This is a genomic window from Kosakonia sp. S42, from assembly GCF_016624785.1.
GTDB classification, from domain to species: Bacteria; Pseudomonadota; Gammaproteobacteria; order Enterobacterales; family Enterobacteriaceae; genus Kosakonia; species Kosakonia cowanii.
This window is the reverse complement of record NZ_JACVTW010000013.1, coordinates 41075-58435: the sequence shown is the minus strand read 5'-3', so window position 1 is coordinate 58435 and position 17361 is coordinate 41075. Positions and strand designations below refer to the sequence as shown.

Genomic DNA, 17361 nt, shown 5'->3' with positions numbered 1-17361 from the left:
GAGGTGCGCAATGCATAAGCTTTGGCCTGGGATCTGTATAGCAGCAGGATTACTGGCGGCCTGTACGAGTAATGATAATCAGCAGCAGACGATGGTTGCGCCACAGCCTGCGGTCTGCAACGGCCCGGTGGTGGAGATCAGCGGCGCTGAGCCGCGCTATGAAACACCTAACGCCACGGCGAATCAGGATTATGAGCGCGACGGTAAACGCTACACCATCGTGCAGGATCCCTCCCGCTTCAGCCAGGCGGGCTTTGCCGCCATCTATGACGCCGAGCCGGGCAGCAACCTGACCGCCTCCGGTGAAGCGTTCGATCCGATGCAGCTTACTGCCGCGCACCCGACGCTGCCAATTCCGAGCTATGCGCGTATCACCAACCTGGCGAACGGCCGCATGATTGTGGTGCGCATCAACGACCGTGGTCCTTACGGCAGCGATCGCGTTATCTCGCTGTCGCGCGCCTCTGCCGATCGCCTGAACACCTCGAATAACACCAAAGTGCGCATCGATCCGATTATTGTCGCGCAGGATGGCTCGCTCTCTGGCCCGGGGATGGCCTGTACCAAAGTGGCGCAGCAGACCTACGCCCTGCCCGCGCGCCCGGATTTGAGCGGGGGCGGCATGAGCGCTGCGCCGCAGCCGAACGAAGCCCAGCCGATGCAGCCGATTGCCGCACAGCCAGCGGAAACGCAGGCTAACGTGCAGCCGATCAGTAACGATACGCTGAAAAGCGATGATGCGACCGGTGCCCCGGTGCGCAGCGGCGGTTTCCTCGGCGCGCAAACGCCGCTCGCCTCTGGCGTGCTGGAGAGCAGCGAGGCCGCGCAGCCCGCAATGAACACCACCACCCAGCCTGCTGCCGCTACGCCGGTGAACCAGACAGAGCCGGTTACACAGACGGCTGCGCCTGCAACGCGTAACTCCCCGGTGACGGCACCTGGTTCGGTGCAGGGCACCGTTCACAGCGCGGCACCGGCTGCCAGTGCGCCTGCCGCCGCCGCAGCGGCCAGCGGAAGCTATGTGGTGCAGGTTGGCGCAGTAAGCGATCAGACCCGCGCGCAGCAGTATCAGCAGCGCCTGGCGCAGCAGTTCTCCGTGCCGGGCCGCGTGACGCAGAATGGTGCGGTGTGGCGTATCCAGTTAGGGCCGTTCAGCAATAAGTCTGAGGCCAGCGCACTGCAGCAGCGTCTGCAGAGCGAAGCGCAGTTACAATCTTTTGTAACCCGCGCCCAGTAGTCAGGAAAGGTGTCTGAGTTTGTCAATTTGTGTAAGTATGATTCACACTCTCACGCGCAAAGTCAGATGCCTGCCGGTATAGCTTTTGCTATAGTAAGGCACTTTTTTTAACTCCATCACGGATGTCGTTGTTCGACCATGAAGACCACTTTTTCCGCTCGTTTCGTGCAGCGCCTGGCGCTCACCACGGCGCTGACCGCAGCTGCCCTCTCCGCTGCGCATGCCGATGACCTGAACATTAAAACCATGATCCCAGGCGTTCCGCAGATCGATGCGGAGTCCTATATCCTGATCGATTACAACTCCGGCAAAGTGCTGGCGGAACAGAACGCCGATGCGCGTCGCGATCCGGCAAGCCTGACCAAAATGATGACCAGCTACGTTATCGGTCAGGCAATGAAAGCGGGTAAGTTCAAAGAGAGCGATGTGGTGACCATCGGTAATGACGCCTGGGCAACCGGCAACCCGGTGTTCCGCGGCTCCTCGCTGATGTTCCTGAAACCTGGCATGCAGGTGCCGGTTTCCCAGCTTATCCGTGGTATCAACCTGCAATCGGGTAATGACGCCTGCGTGGCAATGGCCGACTACGTCGCCGGCAGCCAGGACGCATTCGTTGGCCTGATGAACAGCTACGTTAACGCGCTGGGCCTGAAAAACAGCCACTTCCAGACCGTGCACGGCCTGGACGCTGAAGGTCAGTACAGCTCCGCCCGTGATATGGCGCTGATTGGCCAGGCGCTGATCCGCGATGTGCCGAACGAATACTCCATCTACAAAGAGAAAGAGTTCACCTTCAACGGCATCCGCCAGACCAACCGTAACGGTCTGCTGTGGGATAACAGCCTGAACGTTGACGGCATCAAAACCGGTCACACCGATCGCGCCGGGTACAACCTGGTGGCCTCGGCAACCGAAGGCCAGATGCGTTTGATCTCCGCCGTGATGGGTGGACGTACCTTTAAAGGGCGTGAAACCGAGAGCAAGAAACTGCTCACCTGGGGCTTCCGCTTCTTCGAAACCGTCAGCCCGCTGAAAGCCGGGAAAGAGTTCGCCTCTGAGCCAGCCTGGTTTGGTGACAGCGATCGCGCCTCGCTGGGCGTGGATAAAGATGTCTACCTGACCATTCCGCGCGGTCGTATGAAAGACCTGAAAGCGAGCTATGTGCTGAACAGCAGCGAGCTGCACGCGCCGTTGCAGAAAAACCAGGTGGTCGGCAGCATCAACTTCCAGCTTGATGGCAAAACCATCGAACAGCGTCCGCTGGTGGTGCTGCAGGAGATCCCGGAAGGTAACTTCTTCGGCAAAATCATTGATTACATTAAATTGATGTTCCACCACTGGTTTGGCTAAAGATTGCGCACTTGAAAGTGTGATCTCTGCCCCCATATACTGAACATCTCAAAAAACTCCTGCCCCTTCGGCAGGAGTTGTTATTTTTTACGCCGGAGCTGACATGAAAACCAATCTTAAAGAACTGCTTGAATTCCCGACACCTTTTACTTACAAAGTGATGGGTCTGGCGAAGCCTGAGCTGGTTGATCTGGTGGTTGAAGTGGTACAGCGCCATGCGCCAGGTGATTACTCTCCGCAGGTAAAACCGAGCAGCAAAGGCAACTACCACTCGGTCTCAATTACCATCAACGCGACGCATATTGAACAAGTTGAAACGCTGTACGAAGAGCTTGGCAATATCGAAATTGTTCGTATGGTGCTGTAAAAGTTAGTGACGTTACCCGGAGCCATTCGGGTAACGTTTTCGCTGTGATATACTCCCCGCACTCTTTTCTCCGCCGGAGATGCCGTTTTGTCTCAGGACACCATTCTTATCCGCAATCTTGGTTTACAGCCCTACGCGCCTGTTTCTCAGGAGATGCACGACTTCACCGATCGCCGCGATGACGACACCCCCGATGAGATCTGGCTGGTGGAACACCCGCCTGTTTTTACCCAGGGCCAGGCCGGTAAAGCCGAACACGTGCTCGCCGCGGGCGATATTCCGGTCATTCAGAGCGATCGCGGTGGCCAGGTGACCTACCACGGGCCGGGTCAGCAGGTTATTTATGTGTTGATTAACCTCAAGCGCCGGAAAATTGGCGTGCGTGAGCTGGTCACGCTGCTGGAAAACACGGTGATCAATACCCTGGCGCAGCTCGATATTGTGGCGAATGCACGGCCGGATGCGCCGGGCGTCTATGTCGATGGCAAGAAGATCTGCTCGCTCGGTTTACGCATCCGCAAAGGCTGCTCATTCCATGGTCTGGCGCTGAATATTGATATGGACCTCGCACCGTTTATGCGCATCAACCCGTGCGGTTATGCCGGGATGGAAATGACCCAGGTCAGCAAACTTGTTGAAAACGCGAACATGGATAAAATAAGGACGATTCTTATCCAGCACTTTTTAGCGTTACTAAACAATCCGCCTCATCAATATATGAGCGCTTAATGTATGATGTATGATGGCCCGCAATTTGTGCGGGTCGTTATTTATTTGCCCTGTTAACGCTTTACAATAGAAGCCATATTCTCTATTTTCAACCTGCCTGCCCTCTCTGGCTAATATGCGTTACCATGCTTCGCCAGACTTCTTACATATGCTTCAGGCCAATTGTTTTCCGACTGCATTGCCCGGCATCGTGATGAAAAAATCTACGTAATGATGAGACGAGACAGGACGTTAACTCAGTTTGCTGATGAACAAAAAAAACAAATTCAACTATCATTCATATTGCGAATGAAAACGGAGCACAAGCGTGGATAATAAGAGCCTGCCGGAAAAGCGAATAACAGTGCGTCCCCAGGATGATAAGCCGCAAGTCTTCCGAACCCTGCGCAATATTGATCTCAATTTATTGACCATTTTTGAGGCGGTATATGTGCATAAAGGGATCGTTAACGCCGCGAAAGTGCTGAACCTGACGCCATCCGCTATTAGCCAGTCAATCCAAAAATTGCGTTCAATATTTCCCGATCCGCTTTTCATTCGCAAAGGTCAGGGCGTGACGCCGACCGCTTATGCAGCCCATCTGCATGAATATATCAGCCAGGGGCTGGAGTCGATTCTCGGCGCGCTCGATTTAACCGGCAGCTACGATAAGCAGCGCACGATAACGGTGGGTACCACGCCCTCTATTGGCGCGCTGGTGATCCCGGTGGTCTTTCAGGCGATCAAAGAGAGCGCCCCGCATCTGATGATGCGCAACATCCCGATAAGCGATGCTGAAAGTCAGCTCAGCCAGTTCCAGACCGATCTGATTATCGATACCCATATCGCCAGTTCGCGCACCATCAATCACCACGTACTCTTTTCTGACCGCCTGATGCTGGTGTGCCGCAAAGATCACCCTTGCCTGAACGAACCGATTAATGAGCTGGCGTTGCAGAAGTATGAGCACACGCTGTTGATGCTTGAGGGGCAAAACCTGAGCGCGCTGCGCCAGCGGATGCAGGATCTCTTCCCTGAACGCCAGGTCTCGTTTAGCAGTTACAATATGTTCACAATCGCTGCACTGATTGGTAACAGCGATCTGCTCGGTCTGATGCCGTACCGTTTATATGAACTTTTCCGCCACTGCTGGCCGCTGGTCGAGATCCCCTTCCCGCCGGTCAACAATGAGCGCCTGGATATTTCGCTTTACTACAACAAGTTAAGCCTGCGCGACCCGGTGCTGGAGAGCGTGGTAGATGTGATCAGACGGGCGTTTTAACGCCCGCTGGCACCAGGAAAAGTGATAAATGGCCTGCGGGCCTTTAGCACAAAACAACAACTATTTCACAATTTGGCAGTCCGTCAGGCTGCTTTATCCCCGCCAGAGATGGTATACTGCGCCTACGTTAATTCAAAAATAGTTGATAAATACAACTTCTCCTTGAATTGAAATGCCTTCTTCGTCACCCGCAACTGGAACACGCACGCTATGAGTAAACCCATTGTGATGGAACGCGGTGTAAAGTATCGCGACGCCGATAAAATGGCGCTTATCCCGGTAAAAAACGTGGCAACAGAGCGTGAAGCCCTGTTAAGAAAACCGGAATGGATGAAAATCAAACTCCCGGCCGACTCCTCCCGTATCCAGGGTATCAAAGCTGCCATGCGCAAAAACGGGCTGCACTCTGTTTGCGAAGAGGCTTCCTGCCCGAACCTCGCTGAGTGTTTCAACCACGGTACCGCAACGTTTATGATCCTTGGCGCCATCTGTACGCGTCGCTGCCCGTTCTGCGATGTGGCGCATGGCCGTCCTGTTGCGCCGGATGCCAACGAACCGCTGAAACTCGCGCAGACTATCGCCGATATGGCGCTGCGTTATGTGGTGATCACCTCCGTTGACCGCGACGATCTGCGCGACGGCGGTGCCCAGCACTTTGCGGACTGCATTACCGCGATCCGTGAGAAGAGCCCGACGATCAAAATCGAAACCCTGGTGCCGGATTTCCGCGGCCGTATGGATCGCGCGCTTGATATCCTCACCGCCACGCCGCCGGATGTGTTCAACCACAACCTGGAAAACGTGCCGCGTATCTACCGCCAGGTGCGTCCTGGTGCTGATTACAACTGGTCGCTGAAACTGCTGGAGCGTTTTAAAGAAGCGCACCCGGAGATCCCGACAAAATCGGGCCTGATGGTCGGTTTAGGCGAAACCAATGCGGAAATCATTGAAGTAATGCGCGATCTGCGTCGCCATGGCGTGACCATGCTGACGCTGGGCCAGTATCTGCAACCGAGCCGTCACCACCTGCCGGTGCAGCGCTACGTCAGCCCGGATGAGTTTGAAGAGATGAAAGAGGAAGCGCTGGCGATGGGCTTTACCCATGCCGCTTGCGGTCCGTTCGTCCGCTCATCCTACCATGCAGATTTGCAGGCCAAAGGGATGGAAGTGAAGTAACACTTACTTACACTCAAAACAGAAAAACCGGCTGATAGCCGGTTTTTTTTCGCCTGTCGTGGCGCGATTACTCTTTGTGAGAGAGTTTCTCTGCTGTGACAACGTCTGCGTCTTTCTTCGCGGCGTCATCATCGTTCATGGCTTTTTTGAAGCCCTTGATCGCTGCACCAAGATCGCCACCCAGTGTACGCAGTTTCTTGGTCCCAAACAGCAGAACCACTAACGCGGCCACGACCAGCAGTTTAGTAATACTAATCTCACCCATAGATACCTTCTTTCATAAAACAGGCTGTAAAAAGCACCGTTGATAACCTGACACCATTAACGGTCATTCAGTGCGCGCACACAATAGCAATCTGTAACGAGATGAATCAAGCACTGATTAAAAAAACATCACAACAATTGAGGATGCGCAAAACGGCGGTTACGCAAAACAGGAAGCTTTTCCCGCGTTTGCGCCACGCGCTCAGCCGTCACATCGGCAAAAATTAACTGCGCCTCCTCGGCTGCCGCGGCAAGCGTAACACCTTGCGGCTCGACGATCCGGCTTTGGCCAATATTCTTGTTGCCGCACTCGCCGGCAGCCACCACATAACAGGTGGTATCCAGCGCCCGCGCGGCAAGCAGCGTCGCCCAGTGCATCTCTTTTAGCGGCCCGCGCACCCACGCAGCGGGCACCACCAGCAGTTCAGCACCCTGTAACGCCAGCGATAATGCCAGCTCCGGGAAACGCAGATCGTAACAGGTCATCAAACCCACCAGCATGCCCTCCACCTCAATCAGCGGTGGCAATGTGTTTCCGGCGTCGACCCGTGCGGACTCCTGCATGCTGAACGCATCATAAAGATGCAGCTTGGCATACTGCGCGATGATCTCCCCGCCGCGCAATACCACCAGCGTATTAACCGCCCTGCCCGCTGTTGACGGAACGTGGATGGTCAGTACAGTGGTCATGGTATTACGTCGGCTCTCTTCGCAAAGCAGGCTCAGAAAGCCCCCATCAAGCCGCTGTGAGGATTTCACCGACATATGCGGGTCATTATCATCCCGCGCCAGTAATGCCTCTGGCAGCACCAGCAGCGAGGCCTGTTGACGCGCGGCCTGTGCCATTAAGGATACACACGTACGGGCGTTAGTTTGCCACACGGGTGTGACAGCAAATTGTCCGGCAGCAACAATCATCACGTTTCTCCTTACAGTATTGCCATAGCCAGTTTCCGGCCACGACGGTAAACTCGGCACATTCACTTATCAGATAGCAGGATAGCTCAGTGTTACAACTCCTTTTAGCGGTATTTATTGGCGGCGGCACGGGCAGCGTGGCGCGCTGGATGTTAAGTATGAAGCTTAACCCGGTTCATCAAATCATTCCGCTTGGTACGCTGACGGCGAACTTAATTGGCGCATTTATTATTGGCGCCGGGCTGGCGTGGTTTAACCGTATGACGCATATCGATCCGGTGTGGAAAGTGCTGATAACCACCGGGTTTTGCGGCGGGTTGACGACCTTCTCCACCTTTTCGGCGGAAGTGGTGTTTTTACTGCAGGAAGGGCGCGCAGGCTGGGCGCTGCTGAATGTCGCCGTTAACCTGTTGGGATCGTTTGCCATGACCGCACTGGCGTTCTGGCTCCTCTCAACCGCTAACGCAAACTGAAGGCAATAAAAAACCCGCCTTTCGGCGGGTTTTGGAATTCTTGCTGTACGCGCTGATTAAACAGGCATTACGTTAGCAGCAGATGGGCCTTTGGCACCGTTAGTGATTTCAAACTCAACGCGCTGACCTTCGGCCAGGGTTTTGAAACCATTGCTCTGGATTGCAGAGAAGTGTACGAACACATCTTTGCTGCCATCTTCCGGAGTAATGAAACCGAATCCTTTGGATTCATTAAACCACTTAACGTTACCTTTAATCTTAGACATCAAAATTACCTTTACATGAAAAAACGACACAAATGCTGTGTCGGGTATCAGTACAACAATTGTCGCGAGTTTTGTCCAGTCGTTATTCGCGAAAAAGTGATAAATGTCGCGAACTTTTTTCCAGCGCCGCATTATTCCGCGTTTTTCGCGCTGTTTACTCTTTGTTCACTATAACCACTGATGCGGCGATCAAAACTGAAAGCGCATCCACGCGAAGTAAACGTTACCGTTGTTGTAAGTGCCGGGAATGTAGGTCATCTGGAACGTCGCCGGTCCATAGCCAATGGAGGCCAGTGGCAGCAGCACCGGAATCGGGATGTATTTCCAGTTATCGCGCGCGGTGACACCCGCAGTGTAACCAAGACCCAGATGGAAATTCTCATCCGCCAGCGGGCGCCAGGTCTTTTCCCAGCCGTAGCCGCCAATTGGCTCCCACTTGTTAAAGGAGTCTTTGAACGCCATCAGGTAGAGCCCGTGCCAGTTCCCTTTCTCATCCCAGCGATCCTGACCAAAGCCTGCGCCCCACGGACGCTCGTTATAGCGATCGGTTTTGTCCTTGTCATAGGCAAAACGCGCATGCCAGGTGATGGCAGGCACATAGAGATCGTAGTTATCCGGCTGCTGCCACGTTTGCTTAACGTTGTCAGCGAAAACGGTGTACCAGGGTTTGTCTGCTGCGTGAAGTGTTGGAATCAGTAAAATCTGTAAACACAAAAAGACAGCGAAATATTTAAATTTTTTATAAACAGCCACAACAAATTTTCCATATAACAAATCAACTTCTATTTTCCGACACCTTACCTTAATAGTTCCTTAACGAAATTAGCGTTATTCTTAAAGCTGCCAGGAAGAGTCCCATTTCCTGACTGGTTACAAAACTTAATAAAGTATCAAGTGCCCCGTTGCCGGGGCACTTATTAAGGTCAGCGCTTTTGATGCAGCAGATAATAGAGCGCCGGAATCATCAGCATTGATAGCAGCGGAGCGGTGACCATCCCGCCGATCATCGGTGCCGCGATACGGCTCATCACCTCTGCGCCGCTGCCGCCGCCCCACATGATAGGCAGCAGCCCGGCCATAATGGTCGCCACCGTCATCACTTTCGGGCGCACGCGTAAAACCGCCCCCTCATGTATTGCGAGAAGCAGTCGTTTATTAGGTTCATCGGATTCAGAGATGCGATATTTCTCAAGCGCATGATTGAGATAGAGCACCATAATAACCCCGAACTCTGCGGCTACACCGGCCAGCGCAATAAAACCGACAGCTCCAGCCACCGATAAGTTATATCCCAGTAGCCAGAGCAACCAGACGCCGCCTATTAATGCGAAGGGCAATGTCCCCATAATTAACAGGACATCAGATACCCGTTTGAAGGTAATAAACAGCAGAACAAAGATAATCATCAGCGTCACCGGCAGGACAATTTTCAACTTCGCCGTCGCGCGTTCTAGATACTCAAACTGCCCGGACCAGCTGAGCGTAACGCCCTGCGGCAGCTTCACCTGCTGCGCCACCCGCTGCTGCATCTCCTCCACCGCCGACTTCAAATCACGCCCACGCAGATCGACGTAGATCCAGTTCGACAAGCGCGCATTTTCGCTCTTCAGCATCGGCGGCCCTTCGGTAATAACCACTTCTGCCAGATCGCCGAGCGCAATCTGGCTGCCGCTGGCGGTGATCACCGGTAGCGCGCGCAGATCGTCGACGTTCGCCCGAAGATCCCGCGGGTAACGCACATTGATGGGGAACCGCTCGCGCCCCTGTAACACCTCGCCAATCTTCTCGCCGCCCACCAGGGTTGAAACCAGCGACTGTAACTCCTGCACCGAGACGCCATAACGCGCGGCCTGCTGGCGATTAATGTTGATATCAACATAGCGCCCGCCCGCCAGCCGCTCCGCCAGCGCGGAGGTGACGCCCGGCACGCTTTTCACCACCTGCTCTATCTGCTGCGCCACGCGCTCAATATCGGCAATGTTATTGCCGTTCACCTTAATCCCCACCGGGCTCTTAATGCCGGTCGCCAGCATGTCGAGACGGTTACGGATTGGCGGCACCCAGACATTGGCAATGCCCGGCACGCTGACGGTTCTATCCAGTTCGTCGATCAGCGTTTCCGGCGTCATACCGGGCCGCCACTGCGCGCGCGGCTTGAAGCGGATGGTGGTTTCCAGCATGGTCAACGGTGCGGGGTCGGTCGCACTCTCCGCCCTGCCCGCTTTACCAAACACGCTCTCCACCTCCGGTACGCTTTTGATTAAGCGGTCCGTTTGTTGCAGCAAGCGCCCCGCTTCGCGGGCGGAAATACCCGGCAACGTCGACGGCATATAGAGCAGATCGCCCTCATCAAGCGGCGGCATAAATTCACTGCCAAGGCGGCTGAGCGGCCAGGCGGTCGCCAGCAACAGCAGCAGGGCGATGGCGAGCGTCGCTTTCGGCCACGCCAGCACCTTATCCAGCAGCGGTTCATACAGGCGGATCAGTACGCGGTTAATCGGGTTGGCCTTCTCATCAGGGATCTTGCCGCGAATAAACAGCGCCATCAGCACCGGCACCAGCGTAATGCCGAGCCCGGCAGCGACAGCCATCGCCCAGCTTTTAGTGAATGCCAGCGGCGAGAACATGCGCCCCTCCTGCGCCTCCAGCGAGAAGACGGGAATAAACGACAGGGTGATGATAAGCAGGCTGCAAAAGAGCGCCGGGCCGACCTCCACCGCCGCCTGTTCGGAGAAGCGCCAGTAATCGCCCCGCGCCGGCAGGCGACCAGGGTTATCGTGCCGCCACTGCTCCATCACTTTGTGCATATTCTCAATCATCACAATCGCCGCATCGACCATTGCACCGATGGCAATCGCGATGCCGCCAAGCGACATAATATTGGCGTTGATCCCCTGGTAGTGCATGACGATAAACGCGCCGAGAATGCCCAGTGGCAGTGAGACAATCGCCACCAGCGCTGAGCGAAAGTGAAACAGGAACAGCGTGCAGACCAGCGCAACAACGATAAACTCTTCAGTCAGCTTATGGGTCAGCGTGCCGACGGCGCTCTCAATCAGCGTCGAGCGGTCGTAAACCGGCACAATCTCCACTCCGGCAGGCAGCGTTTTTTGTATCTCAGCAAGCTTCGCTTTGACCGCCTGAATGGTTTGCAGCGCATTCTTGCCGTAGCGCATCACAATCACGCCGCCCGCCACTTCACCCTCGCCGTTATACTCCGCCACGCCCCGGCGCAGCTCAGGCCCGAGGCGCACGGTCGCGATATCGGAAAGCATCACCGGCACGCCGTCGCGGCTGGCGATCACCGTCTGGCGAAAATCCTCCGGCTGGCGTAAGTAGCCGCTGGTGCGCAGCATAAACTCCGCTTCGCCCATCTCCAGCAGCGCGCCGCCGCTCTCCTGATTTGCCGCCTGCACCGCGCTTACTAACTGCTGATGGGTGATATTGAGCGCGCGCATCTTTTGCGGGTCCGGCACAATCTGGTACTGGCGCACCATGCCACCGACGCTGGCGACTTCCGCAACATTAGGCACAGTTTTCAACTCAAATTTCAGCGTCCAGTCCTGCAAGGCGCGCAGCTCGGCGAGGTTGTGCTTACCGCTGCGATCCACCAGCGCATACTCATAGATCCAGCCGACGCCGGTGGCATCCGGCCCAAGGCCCACCTCCACCCCGGCGGGCAGCGATGCCTGAATCTGGCTCAGGCTCTCCAGCACCCGCGAGCGCGCCCAGTAGAGATCGGTGTCATCGTCAAACAGCACATAGACATAAGCATCGCCAAACATTGAGTAGCCGCGCACGGTTTTCGCCCCCGGCACCGAGAGCATGGCGGTGGTCAGCGGATAGGTCACCTGATCCTCAATCAGCTGCGGCGCTTTGCCCGCATAGCTGGCGCGAATAATCACCTGCACATCCGAGAGATCGGGCAACGCATCAAGCGGTGCCCGTTGCAGCGACCAGATGCCCCAGCCGGTGAGGACAAGCGCCGCCAGCAGAACCAGCAGGCGGTTGCGTAATGACGCACGAATGACGGCAGCAATCATTTCTTCGCCTCCTGCTGCGGCATCAGATGGGTGATTACCGCGCCCGCCTCATCATCCAGCGTGAAGCTGAACATCACTTTATCGCCCACCTTCACCTGCGGAGCGGGATCTGTAAGCGTAAAGTCCATCGTCATCGCTCCCCAGTTCAGCTCAGGGATCGGTTGATGGCTGAGGGTGATTATGCCGTTATCTACCGCCTGCACCACGCCGCTGGCGCGATATTCCGCTGTTTTTTTGACGACAGGTGATGACTCTGGCAAAGCACTGCGCAGGCTCGCTTCGGAGTCGATCAGGAACTGGCCGGAAGTGACCACCTCATCGCCCTCCTGTAACCCGGAGAGGATCTCCCGCCAGCCCTGCGCGCGCCGTCCGGGCGTCACATTCACCGCACGGAAATGGCCCTCGCCGGTTGCCAGCAGCACGCGGCTGGCGCGCCCGCTTTCGATTAACGCCTCTTCCGGGATGGCCAGCACCGCCGGCTGCTGTGCTCCTTCCGACTGGGTGACGGTAAGAAACATGCCGGGTTTCAGCTTTTGCTGCGGATTATTCAGCACAATGCGCGCTTGGAGCGTGCGTGTGGCGCTGGCGAGTTGCGGCAACAGTTCACTGACACGACCGTGGAATCGCTCGCCCGGCCAGCTTTCGCTGGTCGCTTCCACCTCGCTGCCAGCCGTCAGCGCCTGCGCCTGGCTTTGCGGATAATCGACCAGCAGCCAGACCGGATCGAGGCTCGCCAGTTCAAACAGCGTTTGCGTGGCGGCGACCTGCGCCCCTTCGCGGGTATCGAGTTTAGTGACATAGCCGTCGCGCGCGGCGCGAATAATCAGCCGGGTCTGCGCTTTGGCACTGCGCTCCACCGCGCGAATCACCTCTTGCGGCATAAACTGCAACGCCAGCCGTTCGCGGGCGGCGCGCGTCAGTTCGCTGTCGCCGAGTTGGCGCACCGCCAGATACTCCTGCTGCGCACTGGTCCACTGCGGGATCCAGAGCTGCGCCAGCGCCTCGCCCTTTTTCACCCACTGCTGCGGCGCACGGACAAAGAGTTTCTCCACTACGCCCGCCGCCGGTGACGGCACGATCTGCATCGCACGCTCATCAGTAGTCACGCTGGCAAACGCGCTGAAAGCGCTGGCGAGCGGCCGTTTCTCCACCCTGGCGGTGGTCATGCCAAGGTTTTGCTGCTGTTGGGCGCTGATGCGCACGCCACCGTCAACGGGTGCATCATCGGCATATTTCGCCACCAGCGGCATATCCATAAAGGGCGATTTGCCCGGCTTATCGAAGCGCTGATCCGGCACCATCGGGTCGTACCAGTAGAGCACTTTACGCGCCTGCGACGGCTGGCTGCTTTCAGCGGGTACGCTCTGGTGGCGACCCGCAAGGTAACCGGCACTGGCAGCTACGCAGGCGGCAACCGCCACGGCTAACAGAGTTCGTTTCATCACATCACCTCCTGCGGGATAAGCCAGCGGATCGCTGTCCACTGCTGCGCCATCGTTTTTTCGGCCTGATTGAGCGCCAGTTCACCGTCGAGCACGCTGCGGCGCGCCTCAAGCAGCGCCGGGAGATCGGACTGCCCGGCGCGATACTGGGCCGCTAACAGCGCGGCACGGCTGCGCAAAAGCGGCAGCACGTCATCCCGCTGGCGCTGCCAGAGGGCTTGCGCGGCGTTGTACTGGGCAATCAGGGTGTGAAGTTCGGCGAGATGCTCACGCTCGGCGAGCGCCAGTTGGTCATTGGCCTGCAAGGTGCGCGAGATGTCGGCGGCGTGATCTTTATCCTGTCGGCGGGACTGAAACAGCGGCAGGTCGACGGTAAACATCACCCCGGCCATATCTTCATACCCCTCGGCACGCCGCCCATACCACACCTCCACCTCGACATCGGGGAGTGCGGCAATCGCCGACTCCGCCGAGCGGGCTTTGGCGCTGTTGGCAACACTTGCGGCAGCCAGCATGTCGGGATGCTGGCGAATCGCCTCCTCCAGCGTTTTCTCATCGGCGGGCAGACGCTGATAGCGGGGAAGCTCGCCGCTGACAGCGGTGATCGGCTGCCCGGTCAACTGTATCAGCCGGGTCTGCGCCAGTTGCACATCCCGCTCGGCAAGAGTGACTTTATCGCGCATCGCGCTCAGGCCGATTTGAAAGGCGAGCATGCTGTCCGGCAGGGCATTACCCGTGCCAACGCTGGCGCGTTGCGCGCCCTGCTGACGCGCGGTTTCTGCCACTAATTGCCGGGCGGTGTGCAGCGCCCGCTGCGAGAGCGCCAGCTCAAGCCACGCCTGGGCGGTATCGCGCTGGAGCGCCGCGCGCACCACGTGGGATTTGGCCTCGACGCTGCGCGCTTCGGCCAGCAAGGTGTCGGCCTTGCGATCGCGTTTTTCCGCGCTGACATACTGCTGCATCACGCCAATGCGCTGCATGGTCATGCCTTCGCGGGTCAAACGGCGGTCGTTATTGCCCTGTACCGGCACATTCTCAATGCCGAATTTGAGTTTGGGGTCAGGCAACTGGTGGGCGGAATCGGCCATCGCATCCAGCGCCCGGGCTTCGTTACGGTTAGCAGAAAGTTCAGCAGAGTAGCGCTCTGCGGCGGCGAGGGTTTGCGTCAGCGTTAGCGACTCCGCCTGCGCGGCGGAGCAGATAAGCGCAAGGCAAACGCCGCCGAGCCGCAGGCTCAGCGAGTATCCTTTCATGGTTACTCCCGCTTACGGTAACGGCGTTAAGGCAATAAGGGTGTAACCCCGATCGCTCTGGCTGAAACTGAAGCGAACGTTATCGCCCACCTTCACCTGCGCCAGCGGATGCTCCGGCGCAACCGTAAACTGCATGGTCATCGGCGGCCAGTGCAGCGCGGGAATAGCCTGATGGGCGATAGAGATCGCCTGCGGGGTGATTTTTTTGATAGTGCCCTGGCTTTGATAAACCTGAGCCGGCATCGCGTGATGGTGCGCCATGTCGTGCGTTTGCGCGTAAGCGCTGAGATGCGGGAAAAGCAGGATGCCTGAGAGCAGGCAGAGTAAATAGCTACGCATAGAAAATCTCCTGTTAAACATCAATGAAATTCAAATCAATGTGTTAACAGGTCTCTATTCGCGAAAACGGCAGAAGCGGATGGTTGCCGGAGGGCCAGCGGCAGGCGGGGTTAATACCCAGCTGCGCGAAGTGATAGCAGAACAAACGGGTTCGGCAATCGCCAGCGTTATCGTGGCGGGCAGCGCCGCCAGTGAAGGGTAATGGCTCTCTTTTTGCACCTGATCGGGCACGCAGTGCTTCTCGCAGAGCGGCGCTTTCATCGCGTGGGCAATGGGCGCGCCATCACCCATTGCCAGATGATGCAGATGCTGCTGCGCCATCGCTTCACCCGGTACCGGAAGCGCGCAGCCGTGGGAGGCAATCGCCATCTGGCTCTGGATCAGCAGCCAACCCAGTGCGATAAGCAGCATTAATAAATGCCGCTTAATAAAGCGCAATCGGTAGAGCCAGGCTGCGTGCATAACATCGCCATGGGTGAGTGAAGGTAACGGCGAGTATAAGCAGCCCGCTTTCTATTTTTAAAGGCTTTTTTAGTGAATTTTGCTGTCAAATCAAACTGAAACGAAAAACGCCAAAACAATTAACCAACCGTTATCACGAATAAAACATAACTGCCGAAATTCATTAGCCTGAATTATCGTTTCACCCGTATTTATTTTTCTGATTTATAACAATTCACGTAATATTGCGCGCAATGCAGCGCTTTGTTGATTTTAATCAGCTATCACGCTGCCGTTATTCGGCACATTGCGGTGCAGTTTTGATTACTTTACTTTTTTTGTCCAACCTCCGGGACCCAATATGATTTCAACCCTGATTGAGCTGTTGATCGGCGTCGTGGTAATTGTCGGCGTTGCCCGCTACATCATTAAAGGCTACTCCGCCACCGGCGTGCTGTTTGTCGGCGGTCTGGCGTTATTGATCGTCAGCGCGCTGATGGGCCACTCAATATTACCCTCCAGCACCACCAGCACCGGGTATCGCGCCACCGACATTGTCGAATATATAAAAATCCTGCTGATGAGCCGCGGCGGCGATCTCGGCATGATGATCATGATGCTGTGCGGTTTTGCTGCCTACATGACGCACATCGGCGCTAACGATATGGTGGTAAAGCTGGCCTCGCGCCCGCTGCGCTTTATCAACTCGCCCTATATCCTGATGATTGCCGCCTACTTTGTCGCCTGCCTGATGTCGCTGGCGGTCTCCTCGGCAACCGGCCTCGGCGTGCTGCTGATGGCAACGCTCTTCCCGGTGATGGTTAACGTCGGCATCAGCCGCGGCGCGGCGGCGGCGATTTGCGCCTCCCCGGCAGCGATTATTCTCTCGCCCACCTCCGGCGATGTGGTGCTCGCCGCGAAAGCCGCAGAGATGCCGCTGGTTGATTTCGCCTTTAAAACTACCCTGCCGATCTCTATCGCCGCGATTATCGCCATGGCTATCGCTCACTTCTTCTGGCAGCGCTACCTTGATAAGAAAGAGAACATTGTTAGCGAAATGCTGGATGTGAAAGAGATCACCACCCGCGCGCCCGCTTTTTACGCCATCCTGCCCTTTACGCCAATCATCGGCGTGCTGATTTTTGACGGCAAATGGGGCCCGGAACTGCACATTATTACCATCCTCGTGATCTGTATGCTGATTGCCGCGGTACTGGAATTTTTGCGCGGCTTTAATACGCAGAATGTCTTCAGCGGGCTGGAAGTGGCCTGGCGCGGCATGGCCGATGCCTTTGCCGGTGTCGTGATGCTGCTGGTTGCTGCGGGCGTCTTCGCCCAGGGGCTGAGCACCATCGGCTTTATCCAGAGCCTGATCTCCATTGCTACCTCGTTCGGTTCCGCGAGCATTATTTTGATGCTGGTGCTGGTGATCCTCACCATGCTGGCGGCAATGACGACGGGTTCCGGCAACGCACCGTTTTACGCGTTTGTGGAGATGATCCCAAAACTGGCGCGCGAAGCGGGCATCAACCCGGCCTATCTGTCGATTCCGATGTTGCAGGCCTCCAACCTCGGTCGCACCATTTCACCGGTTTCTGGCGTGGTGGTTGCCGTTGCCGGGATGGCAAACATTTCGCCGTTTGAAGTGGTAAAACGCACCTCCGTGCCGATTCTGGTTGGCCTGGTGGTGGTGATTGTCGCTACCGAAATCCTTGTGCCTGGCGCAGCGGTTCACTAACCCTGCCGGGTTTCAGAAGTTGAAAAAGCGCCTGCCCGGCGCTTTTTTTATGGTTTAATAACCT

Annotated in this window: 17 protein-coding genes; 8 read left to right on the top strand and 9 right to left on the bottom strand. The window is 56.6% G+C overall.

What is annotated here, in order from left to right; genetic code table 11:
* The first annotated feature begins 10 nt into the window (after positions 1-10).
* From rlpA to lipA, 6 genes are all read left to right on the top strand, one after another.
* Positions 11-1237, top strand: coding sequence for an endolytic peptidoglycan transglycosylase RlpA (gene rlpA, locus IAE50_RS15685; protein WP_200135149.1), 1227 nt, complete (start codon positions 11-13; stop codon positions 1235-1237).
* Positions 1238-1375: 138 nt separating this feature from the next.
* Positions 1376-2587, top strand: a complete 1212-nt coding sequence (gene dacA, locus IAE50_RS15680) for a D-alanyl-D-alanine carboxypeptidase DacA (RefSeq protein ID WP_023479926.1) — start codon at positions 1376-1378, stop codon at positions 2585-2587.
* A 103-nt stretch (positions 2588-2690) separates the two neighbouring features.
* Complete coding sequence (gene ybeD / locus IAE50_RS15675; RefSeq protein WP_017455881.1) at positions 2691-2954, top strand: DUF493 family protein YbeD; 264 nt, start codon at positions 2691-2693, stop codon at positions 2952-2954.
* A gap of 87 nt (positions 2955-3041) precedes the next feature.
* Positions 3042-3683 carry a lipoyl(octanoyl) transferase LipB gene (gene lipB, locus IAE50_RS15670; RefSeq protein WP_200135148.1) on the top strand — a complete coding sequence of 214 codons (642 nt, stop codon included), beginning with the start codon at positions 3042-3044 and terminating at the stop codon, positions 3681-3683.
* 307 nt (positions 3684-3990) lie between these two features.
* Positions 3991-4944, top strand: coding sequence for a YbeF family transcriptional regulator (locus IAE50_RS15665; RefSeq protein ID WP_128483401.1), 954 nt, complete (start codon positions 3991-3993; stop codon positions 4942-4944).
* A 210-nt stretch (positions 4945-5154) separates the two neighbouring features.
* On the top strand, positions 5155-6120 hold the full coding sequence (gene lipA / locus IAE50_RS15660; protein ID WP_034813118.1) for a lipoyl synthase: 966 nt from the start codon (positions 5155-5157) through the stop codon (positions 6118-6120).
* Positions 6121-6187: 67 nt separating this feature from the next.
* On the opposite strand, the gene tatE is transcribed toward lipA, so the two are convergent.
* Together tatE and IAE50_RS15650 are read right to left on the bottom strand one after the other, a co-directional pair.
* On the bottom strand, positions 6188-6385 hold the full coding sequence (gene tatE, locus IAE50_RS15655; protein ID WP_023479962.1) for a twin-arginine translocase subunit TatE: 198 nt from the start codon (positions 6383-6385) through the stop codon (positions 6188-6190).
* 128 nt (positions 6386-6513) lie between these two features.
* Positions 6514-7302 carry a deaminated glutathione amidase gene (locus tag IAE50_RS15650; protein ID WP_200580694.1) on the bottom strand — a complete coding sequence of 263 codons (789 nt, stop codon included), beginning with the start codon at positions 7300-7302 and terminating at the stop codon, positions 6514-6516.
* Positions 7303-7391: 89 nt separating this feature from the next.
* Between IAE50_RS15650 and crcB the strand changes: the two genes are divergently transcribed.
* Positions 7392-7775 (top strand): fluoride efflux transporter CrcB, encoded by a 384-nt coding sequence (crcB, locus tag IAE50_RS15645; protein ID WP_054804124.1) that lies wholly within the window; start codon positions 7392-7394, stop codon positions 7773-7775.
* 56 nt (positions 7776-7831) lie between these two features.
* Here crcB and cspE read toward each other — a convergent pair whose 3' ends face one another.
* The 7 genes from cspE to IAE50_RS15610 form a co-directional block, all read right to left on the bottom strand.
* Positions 7832-8041 (bottom strand): transcription antiterminator/RNA stability regulator CspE, encoded by a 210-nt coding sequence (gene cspE, locus IAE50_RS15640; protein ID WP_007373839.1) that lies wholly within the window; start codon positions 8039-8041, stop codon positions 7832-7834.
* 189 nt (positions 8042-8230) lie between these two features.
* Complete coding sequence (gene pagP / locus IAE50_RS15635; protein ID WP_076769543.1) at positions 8231-8794, bottom strand: lipid IV(A) palmitoyltransferase PagP; 564 nt, start codon at positions 8792-8794, stop codon at positions 8231-8233.
* 170 nt (positions 8795-8964) lie between these two features.
* Entirely contained in the window at positions 8965-12084 is a 3120-nt protein-coding gene (locus tag IAE50_RS15630) for an efflux RND transporter permease subunit (RefSeq protein WP_200580673.1), read from the bottom strand.
* Complete coding sequence (locus IAE50_RS15625; protein WP_200580693.1) at positions 12081-13526, bottom strand: efflux RND transporter periplasmic adaptor subunit; 1446 nt, start codon at positions 13524-13526, stop codon at positions 12081-12083. The genes IAE50_RS15630 and IAE50_RS15625 overlap by 4 nt, the downstream gene beginning before the upstream one ends.
* A complete protein-coding gene (locus tag IAE50_RS15620; protein ID WP_200580672.1) occupies positions 13526-14779 on the bottom strand; it encodes a TolC family protein in 1254 nt (417 codons plus the stop codon). Before IAE50_RS15620 ends, IAE50_RS15625 begins: the two co-directional genes overlap by 1 nt.
* A gap of 12 nt (positions 14780-14791) precedes the next feature.
* Positions 14792-15118 carry a copper-binding protein gene (locus IAE50_RS15615; RefSeq protein WP_232045052.1) on the bottom strand — a complete coding sequence of 109 codons (327 nt, stop codon included), beginning with the start codon at positions 15116-15118 and terminating at the stop codon, positions 14792-14794.
* A gap of 54 nt (positions 15119-15172) precedes the next feature.
* Positions 15173-15580 carry a DUF2946 domain-containing protein gene (locus tag IAE50_RS15610; protein ID WP_200580671.1) on the bottom strand — a complete coding sequence of 136 codons (408 nt, stop codon included), beginning with the start codon at positions 15578-15580 and terminating at the stop codon, positions 15173-15175.
* 343 nt (positions 15581-15923) lie between these two features.
* Between IAE50_RS15610 and dcuC the strand changes: the two genes are divergently transcribed.
* Complete coding sequence (gene dcuC / locus IAE50_RS15605; protein ID WP_200580691.1) at positions 15924-17297, top strand: anaerobic C4-dicarboxylate transporter DcuC; 1374 nt, start codon at positions 15924-15926, stop codon at positions 17295-17297.
* Positions 17298-17361 lie beyond the last annotated feature (64 nt).

Excerpts from the sequence above, each read along its gene's own strand:
- rlpA (WP_200135149.1), top strand. The coding sequence starts at position 11 with ATGCATAAGCTTTGGCCTGGGATCTGTATAGCAGCAGGATTACTGGCG.
- dacA (WP_023479926.1), top strand. The coding sequence starts at position 1,376 with ATGAAGACCACTTTTTCCGCTCGTTTCGTGCAGCGCCTGGCGCTCACC.
- ybeD (WP_017455881.1), top strand. The coding sequence starts at position 2,691 with ATGAAAACCAATCTTAAAGAACTGCTTGAATTCCCGACACCTTTTACT.
- lipA (WP_034813118.1), top strand. The coding sequence starts at position 5,155 with ATGAGTAAACCCATTGTGATGGAACGCGGTGTAAAGTATCGCGACGCC.
- tatE (WP_023479962.1), bottom strand. The coding sequence starts at position 6,385 with ATGGGTGAGATTAGTATTACTAAACTGCTGGTCGTGGCCGCGTTAGTG.
- IAE50_RS15650 (WP_200580694.1), bottom strand. The coding sequence starts at position 7,302 with ATGATTGTTGCTGCCGGACAATTTGCTGTCACACCCGTGTGGCAAACT.
- cspE (WP_007373839.1), bottom strand. The coding sequence starts at position 8,041 with ATGTCTAAGATTAAAGGTAACGTTAAGTGGTTTAATGAATCCAAAGGA.
- IAE50_RS15630 (WP_200580673.1), bottom strand. The coding sequence starts at position 12,084 with ATGATTGCTGCCGTCATTCGTGCGTCATTACGCAACCGCCTGCTGGTT.
- IAE50_RS15625 (WP_200580693.1), bottom strand. The coding sequence starts at position 13,526 with ATGAAACGAACTCTGTTAGCCGTGGCGGTTGCCGCCTGCGTAGCTGCC.
- IAE50_RS15620 (WP_200580672.1), bottom strand. The coding sequence starts at position 14,779 with ATGAAAGGATACTCGCTGAGCCTGCGGCTCGGCGGCGTTTGCCTTGCG.
- IAE50_RS15615 (WP_232045052.1), bottom strand. The coding sequence starts at position 15,118 with ATGCGTAGCTATTTACTCTGCCTGCTCTCAGGCATCCTGCTTTTCCCG.
- IAE50_RS15610 (WP_200580671.1), bottom strand. The coding sequence starts at position 15,580 with ATGCACGCAGCCTGGCTCTACCGATTGCGCTTTATTAAGCGGCATTTA.